Below are 26476 nucleotides of genomic sequence, written 5' to 3'. Positions count from 1 at the left end.
AGTCCGACAGGCTCCTAGCCCAATTCAAACCCGCTTTAGCCATCAATCCGGATATTCTCGCCCGCTACGCGGCCAACCGGCTGCGCGTGGTGCGGCAACTGCGCTATTCGCTGCATAACGAAAACGCCATGGATATTGGCCTGTTTCTGAACGGCATTCCGGTGGCGACGGCGGAACTGAAAACCGACTTCACCCAATCCGTGGAGGACGCGATCGACCAATATCGCTTCGATCGCGAGCCAAGGCCGAAAGGTCAAGGCAACCCAGAACCCTTGCTGTCCTTCCCCAATGGGGCGTTGGTGCATTTCGCGGTCAGCAATAGCGAAGTCTATATGACGACGCAACTGGCAGGCGCGGCCACCCGTTTTCTGCCGTTTAATCGGGGCAATCATGGCGGGGCCGGTAATCCAGCCTATTCACCCTCACCCCGGCCCTCTCCCGTCGAGGGAGAGGGAGGCAAAAACCCTCCAATTTCCAGTGCAACATCGGTTCGAGAAAAAGACATTCTTGCTCCCCTCTCCCCAAGTGGGAGAGGGGCCGGGGGAGAGGGGGAGCAATACGGCCATCGCACCGCCTATCTCTGGGAAGACATTTGGGCGCGGGACAGCTGGCTGGAGATTTTGGGGCGTTATCTGGTCGCGCAAAAAGACCGGAAAAACCAAATTAAGAACATCATCTTCCCGCGTTTCCATCAGTTGGACGGCACCCGCAAGTTGCTGGCCGCGGTGTTGCAGGAGGGGGCGGGCGGTAAATACCTGATCCAGCATTCGGCCGGCTCCGGCAAAACCAACTCCATCGCTTGGTCGGCGCATTTTCTGGCCGATTTGCACTCGGCAACTGCTCCATGCGTTGCCCTACCTTCTGCATCCATGCAGTCGAATGCCGCTCATGAAAAGCTGTTCGATACCGTGTTGGTCGTCTCCGACCGCAACGTGTTGGATAGCCAGTTGCAGGAAGCGATTTTCGATTTCGAGCGCACGGCCGGGGTGGTCGCCACCATTAAAGGCGAATCCGCCAGTAAAAGCGGGGAACTGGCGGCGGCGTTGTCGGGCGGCAAGAAGATTGTGGTTTGCACCATCCAGACTTTCCCGTTTGCGCTGAAAGCGGTGCGGGAGCTTGCAGCGACGCAAGGCAAACGCTTTGCCGTGATTGCCGACGAAGCGCATTCGTCGCAAACCGGCGAGGCGGCCGCCAAGCTGAAAGCGGTGTTGTCGGCGGAAGAGTTGCAGGAATTAAGCGACGGCGGCGAAGTCGGCACCGAAGATCTGCTGGCCGCGCAAATGACCAACCGTTCGGCCGAGAGCGGCATCACCTATGTGGCCTTCACCGCCACCCCCAAGGCCAAGACCTTGGAGTTGTTCGGTCGTCGCCCGAATCCGGACTTGCCGGCCGGTGCCGATAACCTGCCGGCGCCGTTTCATGTCTATTCGATGCGCCAAGCCATTGAGGAAGGCTTCATCCTGGATGTGTTGAAGAACTACACGCCGTATAAGCTGGCCTTCAAACTGGCGCATGACGGCAAGGAACTGGACGACAACGAAGTCGAGCGCGGCGAAGCCCTGAAAGGCATCATGCGCTGGGTGCGGCTGCATCCTTACAATATCAGCCAAAAGGTGCAGGTGGTGGTCGAGCATTTCCGCGAAAACGTCGCCCCGTTGTTGAATGGCAAAGCCAAGGCGATGGTGGTGGTCGGCAGTCGCTTGGAGGCGGTGCGCTGGCGCTTGGCGATCGATAAATACATTAAAGAAAACGGCTACAAAATCGGCACATTGGTGGCCTTTTCCGGCGAAGTGACCGACCCGCAATCCGGCGCGGACCCGTTCAGCGAAACCAGTCGCGCGATGAATCCCAGCCTGAAAGGGCGGGACATTCGCGAGGCGTTCAACACCGACGACTATCAAATCCTGTTGGTCGCCAACAAGTTTCAGACCGGCTTCGACCAGCCTTTGCTGTGCGGCATGTATGTGGACAAACGGCTGGCCGGCATTGCCGCCGTGCAGACGCTGTCCCGCCTCAATCGTGCTTATCAGGGCAAAGACACCACCTATGTCGTGGACTTCGTCAACGCTCCGGAGGACATTCTCGCCGCCTTTAAAACCTATTACGAAACCGCCGAACTCTCGAACGTCACCGACCCGCATCGGGTGTTCGATTTACGCATGAAGCTGGATGCGGCCGGCTTTTATGACGAGTTTGAAGTTAACAGGGTGGTGGAGGTCGAGTTTAATCCCAATGCCAAACAAAGCGAGTTGGCCGGCGCATTGGAGCCGGTCGTATCGCGGCTGTTGCTGCGTTACAAAGCGGCACAGGACAAGCTGAAGATTGCCAAGGCCAACGAAGACGGCAAAGCGGCGACAGACGCGCAAAGCGAACTGGACGCGCTGATACTGTTCAAGCATGACATGGCCGCCTTCCAGCGGATGTACGCCTTCCTGTCGCAAATCTTCGATTACGGTAATACCGCCATCGAAAAACGCTTTATCTTCTACCGGCGCTTGCTGCCGCTGCTGGCGTTTGGTCGGGAGCGCGAAGGCATTGATTTATCCAAGGTTATCTTGACTCACCACAATCTGAAGCGCACCGGCAAACGCGATTTAGCCCTGGAAACGGGCGACTATAAAAAACTGGAACCGATGAGCGGGGCCGGTAGCGGTTCAATTCAGGAAAAGGAAAAAGCCTATTTGGTGGAAATCATTGCCAAGGTCAATGACTTGTTCGAAGGCGAGCTGACCGACGATGACCGATTGGTTTACGTCAACAGCGTGATTAAGGGCAAGCTGCTGGAATCGCAAATCTTGGTCAAACAGGCGGCAAATAATACCAAGGAGCAATTTGCCAATTCGCCGGATCTTTCAAATGAACTGATGAACGCCATCATCGACGCCTTTGCCGCGCACAATACCATGAGCAAGCAGGCCTTGGATTCGGCGCGGGTGCGCGGCGGTTTACGCGAGATTCTGCTGGGGCCGGCTCAGCTTTACGAGGCTTTGCGCGAACGAGCCGGCGCCGGGCTTGCCGGGCGGGGCTAGTCGGACCGAAGCGGTCGGATGGGTTTGCCACCGGTGCCGGTAATCGTCGGCGTCAGGCGGGTTTGGGAGCACGTCTCGCCGATATTGCGCGCATTTCGCCGCATGGCGAAGCCCGGAGCCCACCCCGGTCTCCCGTTAAAATGTCGCGCTTAAGGTGATGGGTAGGGCTCGAAGGTCTTTCTCTATTGAACGCAACGCAAAAAGCAATACTCGCAAGGCTCCGAGAGTCGCGCGTAATGCTAATAGCCTTGCGCGCAACGCAAAAAGCGATACTCGCAAGGCTCCGAGAGTTGCGCGTGATGCTAAAAGCGCTTGCGCGCAACGCAAAAAGCGATACTCGCAAGGCTCCGAGGGTTGCGCGTAATGCTAAAAGCCTTGCGGCTTAGGCTGTTCGCTTCGGACGAGGGAAACTTGGGTGGAGCGGCTGGGTGAATCGCGATCGGCGTTGCGAACCAATGCCGGAACGAGGGCTTGGCTAGTGCTTGGCTGCCCGGATTTGCCGCGGCGAAATCGCTTCTAATCGCTTCGGCCGCGGTCCGCAAAAACGGCGGCGGATCGAGGACAGGAAAAGCTTTTCTTTCGGTCGATTTACTGGTAGTTTGTTGCGCCGCCATACCAGCAACTCATAGAATAATTCAAGGAAAAGCCATGCAACAACCGCGAAAAACCCCGATTTGGGTCTTTTTGGCCCTGTCCAGCATCCAAACCCGCAAGGGCGCGCTGATTTTAATCTGGAGCAGTCTGCTGTTCAGTCTTTACTGCATCCCCTGGGTGAATTATTTCGCCGATGCCTGGATCGCCAGCGTGTTTTTGATCGACGACTGGAGCTGGTTTGCGATGATGTTGCCGATGACCGCTTGGTATTGGCTGAGCATGAAATGGATGGACAGCAACGGCGGTTGGCGATTTGAAAATGTCTGATGTGATACCGGTATAGGGGGCGAGCGGCCGCCTCCGACACCGGCGCTACCGTTTTCGGCAGCCGGCTCGCCGGCCCAAGCTTCGCTCCATTCCATCCCCGTTATCCGCGCCGTTGGTTCGTTAGATGAGCCGGAGGCGGTTAGCGGCCCGCCCGATCGTCTCAGTCCAACGTTCACCATGCTGTCACATATACTCCCGAAAGCCGAGATTTCGATACGCGAAAATCTCCGCTGGCTTTACATACTTAGAAATTTGATGCTGTTCGCGGTGACCGTGGCGGTGTTTATCGCCGTGAACGGCTTGGGCATCAGTTTGCCGCAAAACCAGCTGTGGCTGGCAATTTTCGCGATTTCCATCCTGAATCTCTATACCTGGTTGCGCTTGCGGACCGCCGAGGAAGTCACCGAGTACGAGATTTTTTCGCAAATCTGCATGGACGTGCTGGCGCTGGCCTATTTGTTGTATCTGACCGGCGGCGCGTCCAATCCGATCATCTGGGTGTTTTTGTTGCCGCTGATCATCACCGCGATCATGCTGCCGCAGGCTTATGCCTGGAACATGGTCATCATCACTTCCTGCGTATATACGGTGTTGATCGCCTATAACGTGCCTCTGCCGGCGATAGAGCCGCATCTCAATCACCAAGCGATGCAGGAAATGACGCCGGAAATGAGCTTGCAGATGCATTTGATGAACGACCGCCGCTATTTCAACCTGCACGTGTTCGGGATGTGGTTCGGTTTCGTGTTCAGCGCCGGCTTGGTGGCGTTTTTCGTCGTCGAACTGTCGAAAACCCTGAAGGAACGCGAACGCAATCTGGCCGACGCACGCGAGAGTGCGCTACGCGACGAGCGAGTGGTGTCACTGGGCACGCTGGCGGCCAGCGCCGCGCACGACATGGGCACGCCGCTGGGTACCATCGCGATCTTGACGCACGAGATGTTGGAGGAAACCCCGGAGCATCGAAACCCGGATCTGTACCAAAAACTGATGATCGTCCAGCAGCAGATCGACCGCTGCAAGCAAGCCTTGTCGGTGATGTCGGCGTCCGCCGGCGAGATGCGCGCCGAGTCCGGCAAGGTCATGCTGGTCAGCGAGTACATCGACGAAGTGCTTAACCAATGGCGCGCCCACAAGCCGGCCACCAAACTGAAGTTGTTCGTATCGACCACCGTCGATATGGACGCCCGGATCATCGCCGAACGCACGGTGACGCATTCGGTCATCAATATTCTGAACAACGCCGCCGAGGCCTCTCCGGCCGACGCCGGCATCGAATTTCACGTAGAATGGGACGATCGGTCGCTGAGCTTGAAAATTCGCGACTTTGGACCAGGATTACCGCGCGAGTTATTGCAATTCGCCGGCCGGAAACCGGTAAAAAGCAACAAGCAGGGCATGGGCGTCGGCTTGTTTTTAACCTACACGACGATCAAGCGCCTGGGCGGCACCATCGTGTTCGACAATCCGGAAGCCGGCGGCGCCTGCGTCGAAATCAGCTTGCCATTACTAACTAAGGAGAGTACGGATGACAGATCTTACGGCTGACATACCCAATTTGCTACTGGTAGACGATGACGTCACTTTTTGTTCGGTGCTCAAGCCGGCACTGGAAAAACGCAATTTTCAGGTGACGGTGGCCAACGACGTCCAGACCGCGATGACGCTGGCCGAACAAACCGAACCGGAATACGCCGTCATCGATTTGCGGATCGGCCACGACTCCGGCTTGGAAATGGTCAAGAAGCTGATTTCGCTGGACGACAATACTCAGATCGTCATGTTGACCGGTTTTGCCAGTATTGCTACCGCCGTCGAGGCCATCAAGCTTGGCGCCATTCATTATCTGACCAAGCCGGCCAATGCCGACGAGATCGTCAATGCCCTGTACAAGGACAAAGGCGACGCCTCGGTGGCGATCAGCGACAATCCGCTGTCGATCAAGCGTCTGGAATGGGAGCACTTGCAAAAGGTGTTGATGCAGCACGACGGCAATATTTCCGCCGCCGCCAGAGCCTTGAACATGCACCGCCGTACCTTGCAGCGCAAGCTGGAGAAAAAGCCGGTCAAGGAATAGCCGGAAACGCCGGGGTTTCTTGGCTTTTGGCGGCGAAGACTGTAGACTAGTCAGAGTCCTTGAACGGTGAAACGTCTAAAGTGACGGTCAAACGGGTGCCGCAACGGCGGCGCTCCGAAAGTGACGGTCGCTTGGTCGGCGGTTCGAGCCCGTCCAGGGAAACAATGAATCAGGGCTTTGCAGCGATGCAAAGCCTTTTTTTTGGCTGGTGTTCGGTCGGCACGCGATCGGACATCATTGCAGTTCCGCCGGTTTTTCTGCTTTAGTGTTTTACCCGACTCTGAAAGACGCCGCCGCCGCGTTCGGCCGGTCCGCCGGCCATGGGATGGTAACCAACGAATCAGGAGCGCTAGGTTCGTCGCTTACCATTGCATTTTCAAGAGGTTGTGTTTTGAGTTTATCCAGTTACCAGTCCGTCGATCGCGAGCAGTTAGCGAAAGATATATCCGAGCTCCATCGACAAGCCCTGGCCGACATCGGCCCGGAAGATTACCGGCATATGAAGCGCATGGAGCGCTGGGGCCAACTGAGTTCGTTGGCCGGTTACGCCACGGCCTGGCTGGCGCCGAATCCGGTATCGGCCTTGTTGATCAGCCAGGGCAGTTTCACGCGTTGGACCCAAGTGGCTCATCCGATTCAGCATCGCGGCTACGATAAACTGGATGCCGCCCCCAAGCACTACAAGAGCCGGCATTTCGCCCAGGGCTGGCGCCGCTTTCTGGATTGGCCGGATTGGATGACGCCGGCGGGCTGGCACCACGAACACGACGTGTTGCATCACTATCGGCTGGGCGAAACCGCCGATCCCAACAACGCCGAGCACAATATGCAATGGCTCCGGCAGTCGAGACTGCCGATGTGGCTGCGATACGCGATCGTCGCGGTATTTTCCGGCATCTGGAAGCTGAGTTATTACACGCCGCGTACCCATAAGGAATTGCGCTTGCTGGCCGCCCGCCAGCAAGATCGGCCGGCCCCGCCGATGACCCGCCTCGGCGCCTGGAGCTGGTTTACGCCGCAAGGTCGGGCGCTCTGGTCGGAAAGCATTCTGCCCTACGTCGCTTACCGTTTCGTGCTGTTGCCGGCCTTGTTCCTGCCGCTGGGCAGCTTTGCCGCGACCAGCGTGTTGTTGAATTCCTTGCTGGCCGAAATCTTCACCAATATGCACACCTTTCTGGTGATGATCCCCAACCACGCCGGCGACGACGTGATGGGCTTCGACGATAAGGCCAAGGGCAAGGGCGAATTTTATTTGCGGCAGATTCTGGGCTCGGTCAATTATCCGACCGGTTCCAACTTCAACGACTTTTTCTACGGTTGGTTGAATTACCAGATCGAGCATCATCTATGGCCGGACCTGCCGCTCAGTCAGTACCAAAAGCTCCAGCCCAAGGTCAAGGCGGTTTGCGACAAGCACGGCATTCCGTATTGTCAGGACTCGGTGTTCAAGCGCTTGTTGAAGGCGGTGGACATCATGGTCGGCAAAACCTCGATGCTGAAACCGGCGGCGGCGTGAGACCGACCGGTCGGTCCTGAGTCATGCGCTTGACACGAAGCCGTGCTGTAATCCTACCGGAAGGCGTTTTCGGGTATTCTTGGGATAGAAGGTTGAACCCTGACCGTTCGTTAGGGTTTCAGCGGATGGTTAGGGTTCCGTCGACAATCACGTCCTTGTCAGACTCCCGGTAGCGCTCGTCATTTCGGCGGGGATTGCCGAAATCCAGACTTCACGGACGGATCGAAGCTTGCCATCCATGGCACTGGATGCCCGCATCCCGGCGGGCATGATGGCGTCGCTTAAATCTGACAACGTAGAATGAGCCGTTTGCAATTCACTAAAAGGAGATCGTCCGTGCATCACTCAAAAATCATGGTCTTGCTGGGCCTGTTGTTCACGCTCGATTCCGTCGATGCCTCGACGTTCGCGACGGCGACCGCCGGCGCCAGTTCGTCCGGCAACCAAGCCTGCGGTTTGGGCGAGGAGTGCAGCGAGGCGCACGCGGTGGGCGGGCCGTATGCCTCGGCCGATGCGTTGGCGTGGTCCGGGCCCGGCAGCGCGAGAGCGGTCGCGACCGCGACTTCGATCAATTTGGGCATGCAGACCGCGACAGCATCGGCCAATACCGTCGTCGACGGCGGCGCCGTCTTGGTCAGGGGCGGAGGCGGCATCGGCGACGTCGTGACGCTACGCGGCCGCTTGGTTATCGAGTCGGACTTGGACTACGGACTTTCCGGTATCGCCGGCACCGGCGGCAGCTGCTGTTCGATCAGTTCGATATTGGCGCTGAACGTCACGGTCGAGCGCAAGGACCCCGTGCATGGTTACGTCGGCGAGTCCGATTTCGAATTCGACATTACCGATCAATTCGAGTCGGTGGCGCCGCCGATCGACCGGCCGTTTTCCAATACTCAATCGATTGCAATACTGGAAAACGGGAGCGGCGCGCTCAGCCCGCTCGCCGAGAGTGCGTATTTAAACGGCGATCCGATCAGTTTTGCCTTCCAGATGAGCTACGCGGACGAGTTTCGGGTGCGCATGAATTTGGAGGTCAGCGTCAAGGCCGATGCCAGCGCCAATCCGGGTTGCGTGATGTTCAATCCCGACGGCGGTTGCGTCGTGGATTCGACGCTCGACGACAATATTGCATGGATTTCGCTCGATGCCGGTCACTCGCTGTATTGGGCCGGCTTGGAAGCCAGCGACGCGGTGGGAAATCCGGTGCAAATTTTGTCGACCAGCGGTTTCGATCTTTCACAAAATTACTTCCCGCTGGTCAGCGTCCCGGTGCCGGCTTCGGTGTTTCTGTTCCCGAGCGGCCTAGCAGGGCTTTTAGCCCTGATCCGGCGCGATAGGCTCGCGCGGCTGTAGCTTGGAGCGAGGCATACGAACCTCAACGTTTACCGGTTTGACCGTTGCCTATGAATAACTGTTTTGTGGTCCCGTTGTTCCGCTGGGTTGGTGTCTGAACGCTGATCTTGTTCGGCTTCGTGCCTCATCAACCTATGGCTTTGTCGGCATATTGGGGAGACGCCGGGCATTTTTTTCACAGGTTTCCCGATTAGCCTGATTTGCGCGGAGCGAAACCCTGGGTCGGTCGCTAAATTCCGTGGGCTACATAGCGCCTCATCGAAACTAAACTCTGGGTAGGGAATTCCGCTAGTCGTTAGCTCTATAGCGTTTGCGCTATTCGGTCTCAAGCCCTCCAATGTGCCAAGATCCCAACAACTTAGGTGTGTTCGACAGTCAGCTATAGGGCGGAATTTCTGGGATCAAGCTTGACAACCCTAGTATCTATGATAGTCTTCAGCCCGGTTTGGGTACATCTGCTGCAAAATACGAATAAATTGCTTTAAATCGTGAATAACTCTTCAATGATTAACTCTCGCTGCAATATTGTTTCAACATTGCGCCATGCTCGTTTTGTGTCGATGCGATAGCGGTAAATCGAAGAACAACTGTGCCGAAGCTTGGTTCAGATAACACCCGGCGGAACTGGCAAAGAACTGATATTTTCCGTTCGAATAGTACAATACATAATCTTAAGGTTGAGATAATGGTATATCAAGAAGATGGAACGGTAGTGCCTTCATTAAATCATGCTTATTTGAATTTTCAGAACTCTAGTACGGTGGTTGGAGCGGGTGCTAGTGTTTATCTAAAAATAGATACTACCGATTGGCGTTATGGTTATGTGCCTTAGAGTGGAAAACCTCCGCATGGATCAATATGCCGTGGAATTGGTTGGCGTTAGGTAAAGACAGTAAGCCTCTTTTTGGCAATACTATATACCCATCAATAAAGGCACGAGACTCTAAAGAGTCCCGGCTGCATCGGCATTGAAAAATATTAACCTCAAAAGTAAGAATATCTACTTATGACACCGCACGAAATCAAAGAACATGTTGACCGCTTAGCCCGCGACGCAAGTTGGCCGGATTGCCCGAACGGAGGATGGCAATATCCCTTTGATTTCGGCTTTGGCATCGAAGCGCCAACGTACACGCCAACCCAGCGCGAACTTCATCCTTGGCGCCGGGCGGTTACGCTTTCGGCATTGGATCGATATTTCGAAGGCCGCTACGATCGAATTTCGGTTCTCGATCTTGGCGCCGGGGAGTGTGCGTTTGCCGCCGGGCTCTGGGAGAAAGGCGTGCGCGATATTACCTGCGTCGAAGCACGCGATATTAATATCGACAAGGCTTTATTCGTGCAAAATGTATTAGGCTGCGAATTTAAGATAGTCAAGGAAGATGTCAATAAGTTCTTGGAAAATGACGAGCGTACTTACGATCTCGTGCTGTTCATGGGCTTGTTATATCACCTGCAAGATCCTTTTAACGTGACGAAGAAAATAGCCGAAAAGACCAAGGAAATTAGCGTTATAGAGACCGTCTTGGCTTGTCCGTCCGAGGTTGTTTTTTCAAATAACTCGGATTATCGCCCGAAATCCGCTGCCTATTATATACGGATAGAAAATAAAGACGGTCCGACGGCCGGTTTGTCCGATATTGAGTTATGGCCTACTCAATCGGCGCTGGATTATACCTTATATAATGCCGGCTTCAAACGGCTTGAAGATATTGTGCCCGAAGACGCGAGCATCAATTTTTATTCGACCAAACAACGGACCTTATTATTAGCCCACAAATAATGCCGGATGAATTCGCCACATTCCAAAACGGTTAAATTCGCGAATGACGATGCCGTAGCCGGATTAGCTGATTTGTTAGCCGGCGTCCGGCCTAAACCCACAGAAATGGAATCCGGGATGAGGCCGAAAAAACCGCATTTCGCTCTGCCTCATCCAGGTTTCATCGCCTCATTGAACTCAAGCTGCGGCTAGTCTTCCGGCTAAAACTCCCAAACCTCGACATTCAGACTATCCGAGCCGCCGCCGGCCGATTCGCCGGGCGGGGAGATGGACCATTCCCACTGGGCCGCCAAGCTTGCCGTGGCCGGTAAGCGAGCCAGCAAGGGCTGGTAGTCGTTGCCGGATAGGCGTTGGCCGGTGGCGTCGTAGGTCGTGTCGCAGACTTCGGTGATCAGACAACACGGTACTTGCCAGGCAGTCAGCCAGTCCAAATGCGCTTCGACCAAGCGCTGGCCGAAGGCTTCCAGGTGCTGTTCCGCAGCGCCGCTAGCGGCCAGCCAGGCGATCGGCATCAGCGGCAATTGCATCAGGCAATTGACCGAAGCTACCCACGCCGGTTTGGCGGATAGCTCGGGGTGGGAGGGACGGGAAACCAGCACGTCGGGCGGAATACGGCGCCGTTCGGCCAACCATTCGACCGTGCCGGTCACATCCCAGTAGCAACAACCGACGCGACCCGGCCAGCGCCGGGCCAAACGGCGAGTGGCTCGGCTGAACACAATGTCCAGCAACACCACCTGTTGAAACCGGGTCAGCAAATCCGCCAGCGGCAAGTCGCGGGCGATGCCGCCGCCGACGATCAACGCGGTTCCGCCCGCCGTTTCCAGGCGATCGGCGGAGGTCAGCAAGGCGGCGCGGGTGGCCTGAATATGCGGCTGCCAGGCGTCACGGCAGCGCCGATGCCGGGTTTCCAGCGCGGCGGCTTCGCGGACGTATCCCAGGCGACGGGCGGCCGGACTGGCGGCGCGCGTTCCCAGATAGTGCCAGGCTTCCTCCAGCATGGCCGGCGGGTTTATTGGCCGGACAGGTCGGCAAGTATCTTGTCTCTGACCAATTGCCCCGACAAAGTCACCATCGGCATGCCGCCGCCGGGATTGACGCTGCCGCCGACGAAATACAGATTACGCAATTCGCCGCTACGTTGCGGGGCCTTGAAGCCCAGGTTCAGATTGCGGTCGGCCACCACGCCGTAGATGGAACCCCGGTTGGAATAGTAGCGGGCTTCGATGTCGGGCGGCGTCCAGTATTCCTCGCAGACGATGTGGCGGCGCAGATCGGTCAAACCCATCCGTTCCAATTTGCTCAACACCCGCTCGCGCAAGGCCCAATAATCGTCGGCACTCAGCGGTTTTTCCGGATCGATGTGCGGAATATGCGGCAGAATCTTGATGATTTCGCAGTCGGCCGGGGCTTGGGCGGGGTCGGTCTTGCACGGCGCCACCAGATAAATGGTCGGGTCTTCGGACAAGCGGTGACTTTTAAACACCGCATCGAAATGCTCGCGCGGGTGATCGGAATAAAAAAAGTTGTGATGCGCCAGTTGCGGATAAAGCCGGTCCACGCCCAGGTGCAGCACCAGGCCGGAGCAACTCGGTTGGAAGCGGCGGACTTTTTTCAGCGCCGGGGCAGGGCTGTTCAGCAGTTTTTCCAGGCACGGAATCACTTCCATGTTGGATACCACCAGATCGGCGGCCAGCCGTTCGCCGCTTTGCAGGCGGATGCCGGTGGCGCGGCCGGCTTGGTGCTCGATGGCGGCGACTTCGGCATTCAGCCGAATCTTCACGCCCAATTCCAGCGCCAGTTTTTCCAGGGCCTGAGCCATTCCGTACATGCCGCCCTTGACGTACCACAGACCGTATTGGTATTGGATGTAGGGCAGCAGATTCATCAAGGCCGGCGCGTCGTAGGGCGAGGAACCGACGTATTTGATGAAGTAATTCAGAATGTCGACCAGTTTCGGATCGGAGACGAAGCGGCGCACGCCTTGATCCATGGTGCGGAATACGTCGAATTTCAAACTGCGCAGCGGACCGTAGAATTTCAGCAAGTCCCAAAAACCGTCCAGGCCCTTGGCAAAGTAACCGGTTTCGGTTTCCCGGCCCAATTCGCCGGCATAGGCCATGAAGCGTTGGAATTCGTCGTACACCTGGGGACCGAGCTTTTCCAGCTCGCGACGCTGGTTTTCCGGGTCGGCGCATAAATCGACGACGGTGCCGTCCTCGAAAAAATTCCGCCAATGGGTTTCGACGGCCTCGATCGCCACGTAATCGGCCATGCGTTTGCCGACCCTGGTAAACAAGGCTTCGAAGATGTGCGGCATGGTCAGGATGGAAGGGCCTAAATCGAAGGTGAAACCGTCTTTTTCCAGAATGTTCAGCTTGCCGCCGACCTTGTCGTTTTTTTCGACCAATTCGACTTGGAAGCCTTCGGAGGCCAGCGAAATCGCCGCCGATAGGCCGCCCAAGCCGGCGCCGATCACGACGACATTGCGGTGCTTAGTGTATTGCTGCATGGTTAGCCTCGTTTGCCTGTCAACAGTAATTTAAGATTGTGCCAGCGTTGGGTCAGGTCGAAAGCCGAATACTCCCGAAACGCCTGCAAGGCCGGCCAATTGCGTTGGATGCGTTGTTTCAGCGTGCCGGCGCCGTGCACGAAGTCGATATAACCTTTTAAGTTTTGATAGTGCTGTTCGGAATAGGGAAACCAGTTCGGTTCCTTGGGCAAGCGGCTGCGGCTGGTCAGTCCGGCCACCGGATAGCTAAAGCTCAGCAAGCCCTCGGCGCCGTGATAGCGGCCGAAGCCGCTGCGCTTGACGCCGCCGAACGGCAGGCCGGGATGGCCGATGTTTTTGATGACGTCGTTGACCGCCCAGTTGCCGACTTGCAATTGCCCGGCCACCTGTTCTGCCTTGGCGATGTCGCTACTCCAGATACTCGCGTTCAAGCCGAATTCGCCGGCGTTGGCCGCCGCGACCGCGTCGGTTTCGTTGTCGAAAGCCTGGATAGGCAACAACGGGCCGAAGGTTTCCTCGCGCATCACCCGCATATCGGGTGTGACGTTCCACAACAGCGCCGGCGACAGGAAGCGGCCGTCGCGTTGCAACGCGCCCGAGGCTTGGGCGCCTTGGGCCAACGCGTCGTCGTAATGGGCTTGCACGATGTCGATTTGCCGGTCCGAGGTCATGGCCCCCAAATCGGCGTCCGCGCCGGTGCCGACTTCCAGCTTGGCGACGCCGTCCAGCAACAAGGCCAGGAATCGGTCGTGGCACTCGCGTTGCACGTATAAGCGTTCGATCGACACGCACACCTGGCCGCTGTTGCTGAACGCGCCGTACAACGCGGCGTTGGCGGCGCGCGGCAAATCGGCATCGGCGAACACGATCATCGCGTCCTTGCCGCCCAGTTCCAGCAGCACCGGGATCGGATGTTGGGCGGCGCGGCGCATCGCGGCGCGGCCGGACTGCAAGCCGCCGGTGAAGAACAGCAGGTCGGGGCCGGCGTCGATCAAGGCTTCGCCGACCGCGCCGCCGCCGATCGCCCATTGCAGCAGGCCTTCCGGCAAATCCAAGCCGGCGAATAGTTCGATGATCAGTTGGCCGACCGGCAGACTCAACTCGGACGGCTTGATGATCGCGGCATTACCGGCGATCAAAGCGGTCAGTAGCGGTGCCACGGTCAGTTGCAGCGGATAATTCCACGGCGAAATAATCGCGGCGACGCCGTAAGGGCGGCGTTGGATTTGGGCGGTGGCGCCCGGAAACGCGAACGGCGAGGTCGGCACGCCGCGGCCGGCCAGAATCCCGGCGGCGTGTTTGCGGTAATAGCCCAGCAAATCCAACAACGGATAGATTTCGCCGAGCAGGGCTTCGGTGCGCACCTTGCCGGTGGTCAGGCGCAGGCAATCGACGATGGCGTCGCTGTCCGCCAATAGCCGCTCGGTCAGCGGCGCCAGTTTCGCCAGCCGTTGTTCGACGGACAGGCTGGCCCAGGCCGCGCCGGCGGTGCGGGCGGCGGCCATTTGTTCGGCCAGCGCGGCGGCGGTCGTGGTTTGGTATTTGCCCAACAGGCGGCCGTCCAGCGGTGAAACGGCGCGAATCGGCGTGGGTTCTATAGACATGGGTTGGCTGGACTCAGGGTCGGCAAGCAGTTAGGGCGAAGGCTGTCGGCCGAAACCGCGCTGGCGCGGCAAGTGGCGTTGGCTGTCACCGGCTCGGGCTAGTTTTTCAACCAACGGCTTTGATCGATGTCGCGGAACGCCACGCCGTGTTTTTGCGAAATCAGCCGCGCCGAAATCCGTGCCGATTCGTAAATCGTCGGCAGGCCGCTGCCGGGATGGGTGCCGCCGCCGACCAGATAGCAGTTGTCCAGCTCCTCGAAGCGGTTGTGCGGCCGCCAGTACAGCATCTGGCCGAAGTGGTGGGCCAGGCTGAAGGTCGCGCCCTTGTAGACGTATTCGTCTCTTTCCCAACTGCCCGGCGTGATGATTTTTTCGCATTCGATATGCTCGCGCAGATCGGTCAAGCCCATGCGTTCGGCCAAGGTATCCAAGACTTGCTCGCGCACGGTTTGGCAATGTGCCTGCCAATCCACGCTGCTATCGTTGTTCGGCATCGGCACCAGCACGTACAGCGCCGATTTGCCGGCCGGCGCCAGCGTGGCGTCGCTGGCGGACGCGTTTTGCACGTAGAACGAAAAATCCCGGCTCAGGGTTTTGTCGGCGAAGATATTGCGGATGTTGGTGCGATAGTCCTTGGCGAAGGCGATGGTGTGGTGGGGCAGGTCGTAGACCTTGTCCAAACCCAGATACAGCATGAAGGTCGAGCAAGAGTAATCGAGTTTTTTCAGTTTTTCCGGCGCGTACTTTTTCAGTTGGCCGGGTTGCAGCAAATGGCTCATCGCGTGGGCGAAATCGGCGTTGACGATCACTTCGTCGCCGCGAACCTCGTCGCCGTTGTCCAGCTTGACGCCCTGGACCGCGCCGTTTTCGACGATGAGCGATGCAACCCCGCTATTCAGGCGAATCTCGCCGCCGCATTCGCCGACGACCTTAGCCATCGCCTCGGCGATTTGATTCAAACCGCCCTTGACGTGATAGATGCCGTATTCGTGTTCCAGATAGGGCAGCATCGTGAATAAGGCTGGACATTCCCACGGCGACATGCCCAGATATTTGGATTGAAAGCAAAACGCCAACCGCATTTTTTCCTGATTGAAGTAGCGGCCGAGATTGGCGAATACGCTTTTCGGATAGGCCAGCCAGGGCAGGGCCTTGATCAAATCCCAGGACAAAAACGAAGCCAGGTCGGAATAGTCGCGGGTGATGCAGGGATATAGGGCTTTAAAGCGTTTGCGCTCGTTGACGATGAAGTCGTCGTAGCCGGCGGTGCCTTCGTCGAACACCCGGTTCAGTTCGGCCCGCATGTTCTCGCGGTCGGAGTACACCGAAATTTCGCGGTCGGCGTATTGCAGGCGGTACATCGGCGCCAGCGGCAGGAATTCCAGGTAGTCCGCGCTTTGCCGGCCGCACAATTCGAACATTTCGTCCAACACGCCCTTCATCAGCAAAAACGTCGGTCCGGTGTCGAAGGTAAAGCCGTTCATCCGAATCGCCCGGTTGCGGCCCCCGACTTCCGGGTGTTTATCGAATATCGTAACCTTGAAACCGCGCTGGCCGAGCAGCATGCCGGCGCACAGGCCGCCCGGGCCGGCGCCGACGATGATGATGTGTTTGGGCATGAGTGACTGAGGGGGAGCGTTGAAAAAAGCCGGTAATGTAACAGTATTTTTCGGCTTTGACCCAAGCGATGATGTCGGCCGCCGCCGCCGCTGTTCGGCCGGCGATGTGCCGGCTGGTCCGCTAGGCGCCGCCGGAGGCGGGTTCGATGCCGATTCGGCTCAGTAAGGCTAGGGCCGCGTCGTAATCGTAACCGGCTACCGCTCGTTGAAAATCGGCGTGCGATTCGCCGAGCGCGGCTTGTAAAGCCGCGTCCAGCTCGCGCGCCGAGCGATTGGCCAAGGCGTTGTTTTCGGCGAGCAAATCCGCCAATTCGCTCAGGCGCCGCCGCGCTTCGGTTGGGTCGATGGCGGCGGCGACCGAAGCGACGAACGGCATGTCGCCGATGTCTTGCAACAAGGGTTGCAATTCGGCCGCGCAGGCCTCGATCAGCGGCAGGCAGAGGTCGGCGCTCAGCCGGTCTCGAAGCGCGCGATCCAGCGGGGCTATCCGCTCGGCCAGCGCGACCGCGCCCAAGGTTGCCGCGACGCCTTTCAGGGTATGGCTCAGCGCCCTGGCCGATTTGTAGTCGCCGCGCGTCAGCAGTTGGGCGATGTCGGTCGGATCGTCGCGGTTATGCTCGGCGAATTGGCGCAGCAGCTGCAGATATTTGACCGGATCGCCGCGCAGCATCGCCAAGCCCCGCTCCGCGTCGAGGCCGCGAATTCCGCGTAGGCGCTCCAGGAGCTGACTCGTGTCGTCGCCAGCACCGGCGGACTCGGCAATCGGCTGCGGCGATGCCGGTTCCGGCGTCGGTGTCAACCAGTGCAGCAATGTCGCATACAGTGCCGTCGGGTTGACCGGTTTGGCGACAAAGTCGTTCATGCCGGCTTGCAGGCAGGCGGCGCGGTCTTCGTCGAAGGCGTTGGCGGTCATCGCCAGGATAGGCAACGCCGCGAACTCCGGCAGTTCCCGAATCGCTCGAACGGCTTCCAGGCCGTCCATTTCCGGCATCTGCATGTCCATCAGGACCAAATCGTAATGACGGCTCAGAATTTTCTCGACTGCCAGCTTGCCGTTTTCGGCGGTATCGACGATCAGGCCGACACCGTGCAACAGTTCCAACGCGACTTCGCGATTGATCGGGTTATCCTCGGCCAGCAGCAATCGGGCACCGGCATGGTTGCGGCGTAGCCGATTTTCGTGGTCGGTCGTCGGCGGCGGTAACGGACCCGCCGCCACGCCGTGACCGCGTTGCAAGCGGGCGGTAAACCAGAACCGGCTGCCGGCGCCGAGTCGGCTTTCGACGCCGGCATCGCCGCCCATCATTTGCGCCAGCTTTTTGGTGATGGCCAAGCCCAGACCGGTGCCGCCGTATTTACGGGTGGTGGAGGCATCGGCCTGGGCAAAGTATTCGAACAAGGTCGGCAATTGCTCGGCGGCGATGCCGATGCCGGTGTCGCTGACCTCGAAGCGGACCAGCAATCCGTCGTGTCGGTCTTCCAATAAACGCGCCACCAGTCGCACCGTGCCGGTTTCGGTAAATTTGATGGCGTTACCGGTGTAGTTGAGCATGGCTTGGCGCAGGCGGGTGGGGTCGCCGCGCAACCAGGTCGGTACGCCGGCGTTTTCGACCTCCACCCGCAAGCCTTTATGCTTGGCTTGGTCGGCGGTTAGCGAGCGAATGTGGTCCAGAACCGCTTCCAGCGCGAAATCGGTTTGTTCCAGTTCCAGCCGGCCGGCTTCGATTTTGGACAGGTCCAGAATATCGTTAATGATGGCCAGCAAGTGTTGGGCGGCGGCGTCGATCTTGTCCAGCCTTTCGCGTTGTTCCGGCGTGGGCAGACTTTGCCGCAAGATATAGGTCAGGCCGATGATGGCGTTCATCGGCGTGCGGATCTCGTGGCTCATATTGGCCAGAAACGCGCTTTTGGCCTGGTTGGCGGCGTCGGCTTGCGCGCGCGCCGCAGCCAATTCGGCGGTGCGACTGGCCACCAGTTCCTCGAGGTGGTGGCGATAGCGGTCCAGTTCGGCGCCGATGCGTTTTTTCTCGGTGATGTCCTCCTGGACCGATACGTAGTGGCTGACGCCGCCGTCGCTACCGCGCACCGGAATCACGATGGCGAACTCGACGTATTCGCCGCCGTCCTTGCGCCGATTGACGAATTCGCCCTTCCAGGTTTCGCCGCGCGCCAAGGCCGCGTTAAGCGCTTGGTAGGTGGTCGCCGGAGTTTTGCCGGATTTTAGCAGTCCGGGCGTACGGCCAATGACCTCGTTCCGGCCGTAACCGCTACGTTCGACGAAGGCTTGATTGACGTATTCGATGTTGCGGTCAAGGTCCGTGATCAAAATCGCGTCGGGGCTTTGTTCGACGGTTTGCGCCAGTTTGTGCAGTTGTTCGTCGGCGCGTTTGCGTTCGGTAATGTCCAGATTGATGCCGGCCAAGCGGGCCGGCTGGCCGGCGGCGTCCAATCGGGCCTGGCCCTTGCTCGCCAGCCAGCGGATTTCGCCGTTATCGAGCCTTAGGCGGAATTCGACATCGAACGGTTCTCCGATTAAAACTCGAGACTCCCATTGCCGGTCGATTTCCGCCAAATCGTTCGGATGAATCAGATTGCGCCATTCCCGGTAGCTGACTTCGGTTCGGCCCGGCATCCCGTAAAGCCGGGCGCATTCCGGAGACCAGTAGCAGCGACCGCTGGTAATGTCCAATTCCCAGATACCGACGTGAGCGCCTTCCTGGGCCATCAGCAGACGCTGTTCGCTGGCCAGCAAGGCCGCCGCCGCGGCCTCGGCGCGCTGTTGGGCGGCCAGCGCGTCCTCCATCAGATTCAGCGCGGCCTGACGGGCTTGTTGCTGCTCGAGTAATGCTTGCTCTTGGTTTTCCAACAGGCGCGCTTCCGCCTGTTTTCTTTCGGTGACGTCGAAAAACGCCATCAATAAGTCGCCGCCCATCACAATGCCGGATACCACCGCGATGCGTTGACTGCCATCCTTGCAGCCGATGCGGTATTCCAACGCTTCGATGTCGCCGCCGCCGACGGTGGCTCCCAACACGGCGTCGCTCCAAGTGTTCATGGCCCAGGTGCGGTAGTGTGGATCGGGAAAGGCCAGCGTCCACCACAGATCGATGTGAGGGATGTCGGCGCGGGCATAGCCGAACGTGGTTTCGAAGCGGAGATTGGCGTCTAACAGCGTGCCGTCGCCGCCGACCAGACACAGCGGTAGCGGCGCATTGCGGAACAGGCTGCGGAAACGTTGTTCGCTGGCGCTGACCGCCGCCTGGGCGAGTTTGTGTTCGGTAATGTCCTCGACGCTGCCGCTCAAGCCCAGCAAGCCGCCGTCGGCGTCCAACTTCGGCACGCCTCTGGAGACGATCCAGCGGCGTTCGCCGTCGGGACGGACGATTTCGGCTTCGCATTGGTAAGGTTGATGCGAGGCCAACGCTTGCGCGATCGCCGCTTCCAGCCGGCGCCAACTGGCGGGTTCGAAGCGGCCGGCGATTTCGGCGAATTTCAGCGGCGCTAGGTCTGGCGGGTGGCCGAAGATGCGATACATTTCTGCCGACCAGACCGCTTGGTCGGTATGCGGGTCCCATTGCCAGCTGCCGACTTTGGCCAGGTGTTGGGCTTCTTGCAACGAGGCTTCGCTGTCCCTTAACGCAGCCTCGATGCGTTTGCGTTCCGTGATGTCTTCCACGACGGTCACGAAACAGCCCGCGCGATGTTCGGCGGCGGCGATCGAGCCGACCGTCAGGTTGACCCAGACCGGGGTGCCGTCCTTGCGCAAATAGCGTTTTTCCAGATTGTAGCGCTCGATGTCGCCGGCCAGCATGCGTTCGATTTGCGCCATGTCGTCGCGTAAATCGTCGGGGTGGGTGATGTCTTGAAACGACATGCGGGTCAGTTCGTCCGCCGAATAGCCGACGATTTCGCACAAGCGACGATTCACGTACAACCATTGGCCGTTCGGCGCGACCAGGGCCATGCCCGAGGCGGCGTGTTCCAACACCAGGTGCCAGTGCGACTCGGCGGCGTTCAATTGACGGGCGCGTTCGGTTTCTCCGGCGCGGGAGCGCTGCAGTTTTTCGCTCAGGCCGCTGACCAGAACGCCGTTGACGATCAACAAGGTCCATTGCATGGCTTGGTGAGGGGTGCCGAATGCAAAGGTGCCGAGCGGCGGTATCAGGTAATACGCAGTGAACAGGCCGGCCGAAGCGGTGGCCAGCACGCCGGGGCCGAAACCGCCGAGCAAGGCGCTGAGCGCGATCGGCAGCATGAATAGAATCAAGGTCGGAGCGTCGCCGAACTCCGCGGCCAGCGATAAACGCACCGCGATCGCCAAACCGGTCAGCCATGCCGCAATCCCGTAGGCGCGTAAACGGCGGTAGCGATTCTCGGGCATTAAGCGTCTCCGCTCGCGCCGCCAACCGCACCGCCGCGGTGGATAAAGTCGGTGCGGTAGGGCGGCGCTTCGCCCAGTCGCGCGCTTAACTCGTTGACTTCTTGCTTCAGTCGGATCATTTCCAGTTCCCGGCCGACCATGGCCCGATTAAAGCGCTCCAGTTCGGCGTTGCGTCGCGCCAATTCGCCGGTTTGGCGGAGCAGCAGTGCTTCGGCATCCTTTTGGGTACTGACGTCGGACATGACGCCCACCATCCGCAGGGGCTTGCCGTCGATCGTGCGTTCGACGACTCGGCCCTTGACTCGCAGCCATTGCGTCGGGCCGGCCGAGTTCGCCAAGCGATAGTCGATATCCACGTCCTGAGTTTCGCCGGCGAAGTGGGCGTTGAACGCGGCTTGAACTCGTTCCCGATCTTCGGCCAACACGCCTTGCAGGAAAAAATCGAAATAGGGCATTGTCGAATCGGGCCGGTAACCGGTCATTTCTCGATAGCGGTGGGTCACATAGGCGCCGCCTTCGACGATGTCCCAGTCCCAAAGCCCGTCTTCGCTGGCCAACAGAGCCAATTGCAAGCGTTCCTGGTTGACCAGTAAATGCCGCTCGGCCTGCCTTTTTTCGGTAATGTCGCGGGTCAGGCCGCGATAACCCAGTACAGAGCCGTCGTCCCCGCGAATCGGAACGCCATTGGCCAGGACTTGCCGGTGTTGGTCTTGGCGGTTGCGGATGGTGTATTCCAGGTCTCGAAACGGCAGACCGTGTTCGGCGATTTCGGCGAGCGTTTCGCGCGGGCCGGCGGCGTCGCCGGCCAACAGATCGAAGAAACTGGCGCCCAGCATCTCGTCGGCGCGATAGTCCAGCTGGTCTTGGATACTGTCGGACACGTAGCGGAAACGCCAGTCCGCGTCCACTTCCCAGATCCAGTCTGCGGAAGCCTTGGCAATGTCTTGAAAGCGCGCTTCGCTAAGCCGCAAGGCGCGCTCCGCCGCCTTGCGCTCGCTGATGTTCAGCGCGTAAGCCACGCGCCGGAGCGGTTTGCCGTCGGCGTCCTTGGTGACGGTGATGTCGATCATGACCGGGAAACGCCGGCCGTCTCGGTCGATGTGCTCGGTCTCGAACATGCCGTGACCGTTGCGATCCAGTTGCGGAAGCAAACGCTGGATTTGCGGCCAGACTTCGGGGGGATAGACCTTGGCGATGGGCTGGCCGATCAAATCCTCCGGTGCGTAACCGCGTTCGGCCGCGAATTTCGGGTTGACGGCCAGGAAGCTGTCGTCGGTGGCATCGGCGATCGCCAGCCCGAAATCGGCTTGGTCGAAGGCACGCGCCCACAGGCGCAGACCGGCTTCGACGCGGTCCCGGCCGCGTTTGGCGCGATAGGCGACCCAGCCGATGCCGAGCAGGGCGCAAGCCATCGTGCCTAATAGCCAACCGTAGTAACGGCCGAATGTCCGCATCCTCTCACCGAGGTTGGCGGCGATCAGATTGTCCAGCGCTTGGGCTTGACGCTCCAGCTCGAAAAAACGGATGCGTAACTCGGTTTGCAAGCGGGGATTGCCGGCGATACCGTCGCCGACACCGGCCAGCGTCTCTCGAAATTGGCGCATGGTTTCGGTGTAGGCGGTCAACTTTTGGGTGGCCGGATCGGCCTCGGCGGGCTTGCCGGCCGGCGATGCCGGCGCTTCCGCCAACGCGGCGGCCAGCGCCCGACTGGCTTGGTCCAATAGCGCCAAACCTTCGCGGCGGTCGAACGGCGATTCCGGCGTCGCCGACAAAAACACGTGTAGATAGCCCTTGGCCAAGTCGACTCTGGCATTGCGTAGCCAGGCTTGCTGACTGCCTACACGATCCAGCAGGTTTTGTTGTTCGGTCTGTATCCAGCCGAAGGCCATCGAGAACAAGGCCAAAGCGAACAGTACCGGACTGGGCCAGGCCAACCGGTCGGCGCGCCGGTCCGCGAGGGCCGGCCAGTCGCGCTGGATCTCGGTCGGTTTCATCGCGCCATCCGGCCAAGTATTTCGGCGGTGGTGGTCGAATCGGGTAGGGCGTCGGCGCCGAAACCGAATGCTATCAGCAGTTCGCGGTGGGTCGTGCCGCCGACGAAGCCGGCCAGTTGCCGATTCCAACGCGCCAGCAGTTCGCGGTCGCCCGGCCGAAATGCCATGGCGCCAAAACCGATGTAACCCAGGCCGTTGTGGCGCGGCGCTTGAAACGGCGCGGCAATTTCCAATTTGCCCAGACGTTGATCGGCGACCATCCGGTTGACACTGGGTTGCGACAAGGCCAGCGCGGCGGTCAGACCGGTTTCGACCGCGACTCGGCCGGTCAACGCGTCCGGGACCACGATGATTTGCCGGTCGGCGACGCCGCAGGCACGCAGCAGTTCTGCTTCGACGGCACCTTGCAGGACCGCGACCTTCAGCTCGGCTTGAGCGGCGAGGTCGGCATAGCTGTTCAAACGATGAGGATTGCCGATGCCAACCAGTAAGGTTGGACCGACGTGGAAAGTGGGTTCGGAAAATGCCAATAGCGCGGCCCGTTGGGGCGTCACGAACAAGCCCGCGGCGATCATGTCGAAGCGGCCGGCCAGCAGATCGGGGATTAGCGAATCGAAGGCGGTTTGTTGCCAGTCGATTCGGGTAATGCCTAGTTCCGCGGCGATGTGTTTGACGGTTTCCACTTCCAGGCCGGTCAGACGGCCGGCGTCGTCGAGATAGACGTAGGGTGCCTCCAAGGCCGTACCGACCCGTAGCGTGCCGTCGCGGCTGATGCGCGCCCAGCTGGTATCGTCGGAGTCGGCGGTTGAGGCGAGCCACCAAGGCGCCACGAGTGCCGGGATCAGCACTAACAGCGCTATCAATCGGATGGCGTGGGGCTGATGCACGCCGGGCTCCCGGATTGATGCCGCCAAGCGAGAAGCGCGGCGGCGGAGAGTGGTTTAAGGGTTGGCATCGTCGCGGTAGGTGTCGGCGATCGCGCGGAACGCGTCGAAATCGCCGAAAAACGCCTCGACCAGATCGGGGTCGAAATGCCGGCCCTTGCCTTCTTCGATAATGCGCCGGACCTCGGTAAGGGCTAGCGCTTCCTTGTAAACCCGCCGGGAAATCAGCGCGTCGAATACGTCGGCCAAGGCCATGATCCGCGCCGACAACGGAATGGCGTCGCCGCTCAAGCCGTCAGGATAGCCGCTGCCGTCCCATTTTTCGTGGTGCCAATGCGCGATTTCCTTGGCCAGATTCAAAAAGGCCACCGGACCGGCGCCTTCGCGTTCGGCCAATTCGATCGCGTCGCTGCCCAGTTTGGCGTGGGTTTTCATGATGCGCCATTCCTGAGCGTCCAACGGACCGGGCTTGCGTAAGATCGCGTCGGGAATGCCGACCTTACCGATATCGTGCAACGGCGCGGACTGGGCCAATAGTTTGATGTAGTCGTCGGTCAACAGCGCGGAGAAGCGGGGATTGGCCGTCAGCTTTTCGGCCAGTGTCCGCACATAGCATTGAGTGCGCAGGATGTGGTTGCCGGTCTCGGTGTCGCGGATTTCGGCCAATCGGGCCAGTGCGCGGATGCTGACGTCTTGAATGGCTTCGTTTTCGCTCATGCGTCTGGCGATTTCCGACTCCAGCCGATTGTTGCGGATGCGCAGCCAATCGCGGGACTGTTTCAGTTCCAGTTGGTTGCGTACTCTGGCCAGCAAGATAGGCGCGGTGATCGGTTTGGTGATGTAATCGACCGCGCCCGCGTCCAGGCCTTGCAATTCGGCTTCGGCACTATCCATCGCGGTGACGAAAATGACCGGAATGTCGGCGGTTTGCGGTTGTCCGCGTAGTTGCTCGAAGACTTGGTAACCGTCCATGTCCGGCATCATCACATCCAGCAGCACCAAATCGGGACGAGGCCGGGTGCCGGCGATGGAAAGAGCCTTTCGGCCGGAATTGGCGACGAGTACCCGGTACAACGGCGCCAGCAATTCGCTAAGGACCGTTAGGTTTTCGGGCGCGTCGTCGACGATCAATACTGTTTTTCTGAGCATCGGTTGCGGATACTCCTTAATTTTTAATGTTTGCAATCGACAATGCGTTGCGCCGTCGGTGAATCACGCTGGGAACTCTATCACGATTTTTCCGAGCCGGTCCCGGCAAAACTGTGAGCGCAATCAAACTCCTGGGCTAGGTCGCCGAATACTGGAAACCGCTGGGGGCGGCCGGGCTCGACCGCTTCGATCACGGGATTGGATAGGCTCAAGCGGAGGCGACCAAGCGCCCCAATTTCTCGACCGCGCGTTCGATGTTCCGATCCCAGTCGCAGGCACAGTTAATTCGGATGAAGTTGCGGTACTTACCGGTCGCCGAAAAGACCGGACCGGGAGCGATACTGATACCCTCGGTCAAGGCCCGCCGCGCCAACACTAATGCGTCGACCGCTTCGGGCAATTCCAGCCACAGGACGAAACCGCCGGCCGGTTGAGTCAGTTTGGAGGCGGCCGGAAAATATCGGACGATGGCGGCGGTCATTCTCGCGACCGCCTCGGCATAGCGGCGCCGGGATTGGCGCAGGCCGCGTTCGAAACCGCCGTCGGCCAGCAATTCGGCGACCGCCAATTGCGTCAACGACGGCGTTGCCAGATTGGCGGTGTATTTCAGGTATTCGACTGACTTTAAATAGCGTCCCGGCGCGATCCAACCAATCCTCAGGCCGGGCGACAAGGATTTGGAAAACGACGAACAATGCAGCACCCGGCCGTCGTCGTCCCAGGCCTTGATGACCGGCGGCCGCTTCGCGCCATGACCCAAATCGCCGTAGACATCGTCTTCTATCAGCGCGAACCGATGCCGCTCGGCCAGACCCAACAGTTCGCGCTTACGCGATTCGCTCATTAAAAAGCCGAGCGGGTTGCTGTAGTTGGGTACCACCAAACAGGCCTTCACCGGCCATTGCTCGCAGGCCAGTTGCAGCGCTTCCAGGGATATGCCGTCGCGCGGGTGGGTGGGAATTTCGATAGCTTTCAAACCCAGGGCTTCGATGACTTGAAACTGACCGTAAAAGGTTGGCGACTCGATCGCGACAATGTCGCCGGTTTGGGTGACGGCTCGCAAGGCCAGCGCGATGGCTTCTTGGCAGCCGTTGGTCACGACGATGTCGTCCGCCGCCAGCGCGCAGCCGGCTTCCAGCATGCGCCGGGCAATCTGTCTGCGTAGTTCCGGATTGCCTTGCGCCATTTCGTAGCCGGCGATCCGGTTGCGATGGCGGCGGGCGCAACCGGCCAGGGCGCGTTCGATTCTAAGGACCGGCAGAAAAGACGGCGCCGGGACCGCGGCGCCGAAGGGTACGGTGCGGCGCTCGGCGGCGGCTTTGGCTAAACGCAGCACCAATTCCTGGCCGCTGACCGGCGACGGCTGCAGCACCGGTCCGGACTCCGCCGGTTCCGGCAATTTGGTCGCCGGCGCGGCCGGACGCACATAATAACCGGATCTCGGTCTGGCTTCGATCCGGCCGAGGTCTTCCAAGTAACGCAAGGCCTGCACCGCCGTCGCGGCGCTAACCTGTTGGGTTTCGGCCAATTGCCGCACGCTGGGCAAGCGTTCGCCGGGTCGGTAAACCCCCAAGGCAATGGCGCTGGCGAGACGTTCGGCGATTTCCTGGTATAGCAATGACATTGGGCGACCGTTACAGTTGTGGGTGGCGGT

Annotated in this window: 17 protein-coding genes; 7 read left to right on the top strand and 10 right to left on the bottom strand. The window is 59.4% G+C overall.

The window, feature by feature from the left end:
• Positions 1-3029 (top strand): type I restriction endonuclease subunit R (locus A1355_RS10515; protein ID WP_082885482.1); only part of this gene is annotated, 3029 nt, incomplete at its 5' end.
• A 302-nt stretch (positions 3030-3331) separates the two neighbouring features.
• On the opposite strand, the gene A1355_RS10510 is transcribed toward A1355_RS10515, so the two are convergent.
• On the bottom strand, positions 3332-3643 hold the full coding sequence (locus A1355_RS10510) for a hypothetical protein (RefSeq protein WP_064027759.1): 312 nt from the start codon (positions 3641-3643) through the stop codon (positions 3332-3334).
• 34 nt (positions 3644-3677) lie between these two features.
• On the opposite strand from A1355_RS10510, the gene A1355_RS10505 reads away from it, so the two are divergent.
• The 6 genes from A1355_RS10505 to A1355_RS10480 all read left to right on the top strand — a co-directional run bounded on the left by A1355_RS10505 (position 3678) and on the right by A1355_RS10480 (position 10679).
• Entirely contained in the window at positions 3678-3950 is a 273-nt protein-coding gene (locus A1355_RS10505) for a hypothetical protein (RefSeq protein WP_064027757.1), read from the top strand.
• 177 nt (positions 3951-4127) lie between these two features.
• Positions 4128-5498, top strand: coding sequence for an ATP-binding protein (locus A1355_RS10500; protein ID WP_064027755.1), 1371 nt, complete (start codon positions 4128-4130; stop codon positions 5496-5498).
• Entirely contained in the window at positions 5479-6027 is a 549-nt protein-coding gene (locus tag A1355_RS10495; RefSeq protein WP_064027753.1) for a response regulator transcription factor, read from the top strand. Before A1355_RS10500 ends, A1355_RS10495 begins: the two co-directional genes overlap by 20 nt.
• A gap of 391 nt (positions 6028-6418) precedes the next feature.
• Positions 6419-7543, top strand: a complete 1125-nt coding sequence (locus A1355_RS10490) for a fatty acid desaturase family protein (RefSeq protein WP_064027765.1) — start codon at positions 6419-6421, stop codon at positions 7541-7543.
• Positions 7544-7879: 336 nt separating this feature from the next.
• The gene (locus A1355_RS10485) at positions 7880-8896 is read left to right on the top strand and encodes a hypothetical protein (RefSeq protein ID WP_157197841.1); all 1017 of its coding nucleotides are present in this window, start codon (positions 7880-7882) and stop codon (positions 8894-8896) included.
• 1006 nt (positions 8897-9902) lie between these two features.
• Positions 9903-10679 carry a class I SAM-dependent methyltransferase gene (locus tag A1355_RS10480; RefSeq protein ID WP_064027749.1) on the top strand — a complete coding sequence of 259 codons (777 nt, stop codon included), beginning with the start codon at positions 9903-9905 and terminating at the stop codon, positions 10677-10679.
• A 200-nt stretch (positions 10680-10879) separates the two neighbouring features.
• Here the strand turns inward: A1355_RS10480 and A1355_RS10475 are convergent, their stop codons facing one another.
• The 9 genes from A1355_RS10475 to A1355_RS10435 form a co-directional block, all read right to left on the bottom strand.
• Positions 10880-11680 (bottom strand): hypothetical protein, encoded by an 801-nt coding sequence (locus A1355_RS10475; protein ID WP_064027748.1) that lies wholly within the window; start codon positions 11678-11680, stop codon positions 10880-10882.
• 11 nt (positions 11681-11691) lie between these two features.
• Positions 11692-13191 carry a phytoene desaturase family protein gene (locus A1355_RS10470; RefSeq protein ID WP_064027746.1) on the bottom strand — a complete coding sequence of 500 codons (1500 nt, stop codon included), beginning with the start codon at positions 13189-13191 and terminating at the stop codon, positions 11692-11694.
• Between the two features lie 2 nt (positions 13192-13193).
• Positions 13194-14795 carry an aldehyde dehydrogenase family protein gene (locus A1355_RS10465; protein WP_064027744.1) on the bottom strand — a complete coding sequence of 534 codons (1602 nt, stop codon included), beginning with the start codon at positions 14793-14795 and terminating at the stop codon, positions 13194-13196.
• A 98-nt stretch (positions 14796-14893) separates the two neighbouring features.
• A complete protein-coding gene (locus tag A1355_RS10460) occupies positions 14894-16414 on the bottom strand; it encodes a phytoene desaturase family protein (protein ID WP_064027742.1) in 1521 nt (506 codons plus the stop codon).
• A 121-nt stretch (positions 16415-16535) separates the two neighbouring features.
• Positions 16536-20795 (bottom strand): PAS domain S-box protein, encoded by a 4260-nt coding sequence (locus A1355_RS10455; protein WP_064027740.1) that lies wholly within the window; start codon positions 20793-20795, stop codon positions 16536-16538.
• Positions 20795-22789 (bottom strand): PAS domain-containing protein, encoded by a 1995-nt coding sequence (locus A1355_RS10450; protein ID WP_064027738.1) that lies wholly within the window; start codon positions 22787-22789, stop codon positions 20795-20797. Before A1355_RS10450 ends, A1355_RS10455 begins: the two co-directional genes overlap by 1 nt.
• Positions 22786-23676 carry a transporter substrate-binding domain-containing protein gene (locus tag A1355_RS10445; RefSeq protein ID WP_064027735.1) on the bottom strand — a complete coding sequence of 297 codons (891 nt, stop codon included), beginning with the start codon at positions 23674-23676 and terminating at the stop codon, positions 22786-22788. The genes A1355_RS10450 and A1355_RS10445 overlap by 4 nt, the downstream gene beginning before the upstream one ends.
• Before the next feature lie 54 nt (positions 23677-23730).
• Positions 23731-24822, bottom strand: a complete 1092-nt coding sequence (locus A1355_RS10440) for a response regulator (protein ID WP_064027733.1) — start codon at positions 24820-24822, stop codon at positions 23731-23733.
• Positions 24823-25030: 208 nt separating this feature from the next.
• Complete coding sequence (locus tag A1355_RS10435; RefSeq protein ID WP_064027731.1) at positions 25031-26446, bottom strand: PLP-dependent aminotransferase family protein; 1416 nt, start codon at positions 26444-26446, stop codon at positions 25031-25033.
• Positions 26447-26476: the final 30 nt, after the last annotated feature.

This window comes from Methylomonas koyamae (assembly GCF_001644025.1).
Lineage (GTDB): Bacteria > Pseudomonadota > Gammaproteobacteria > Methylococcales > Methylomonadaceae > Methylomonas > Methylomonas koyamae_A.
This window is presented reverse-complemented; position numbering and strand designations above follow the sequence as displayed.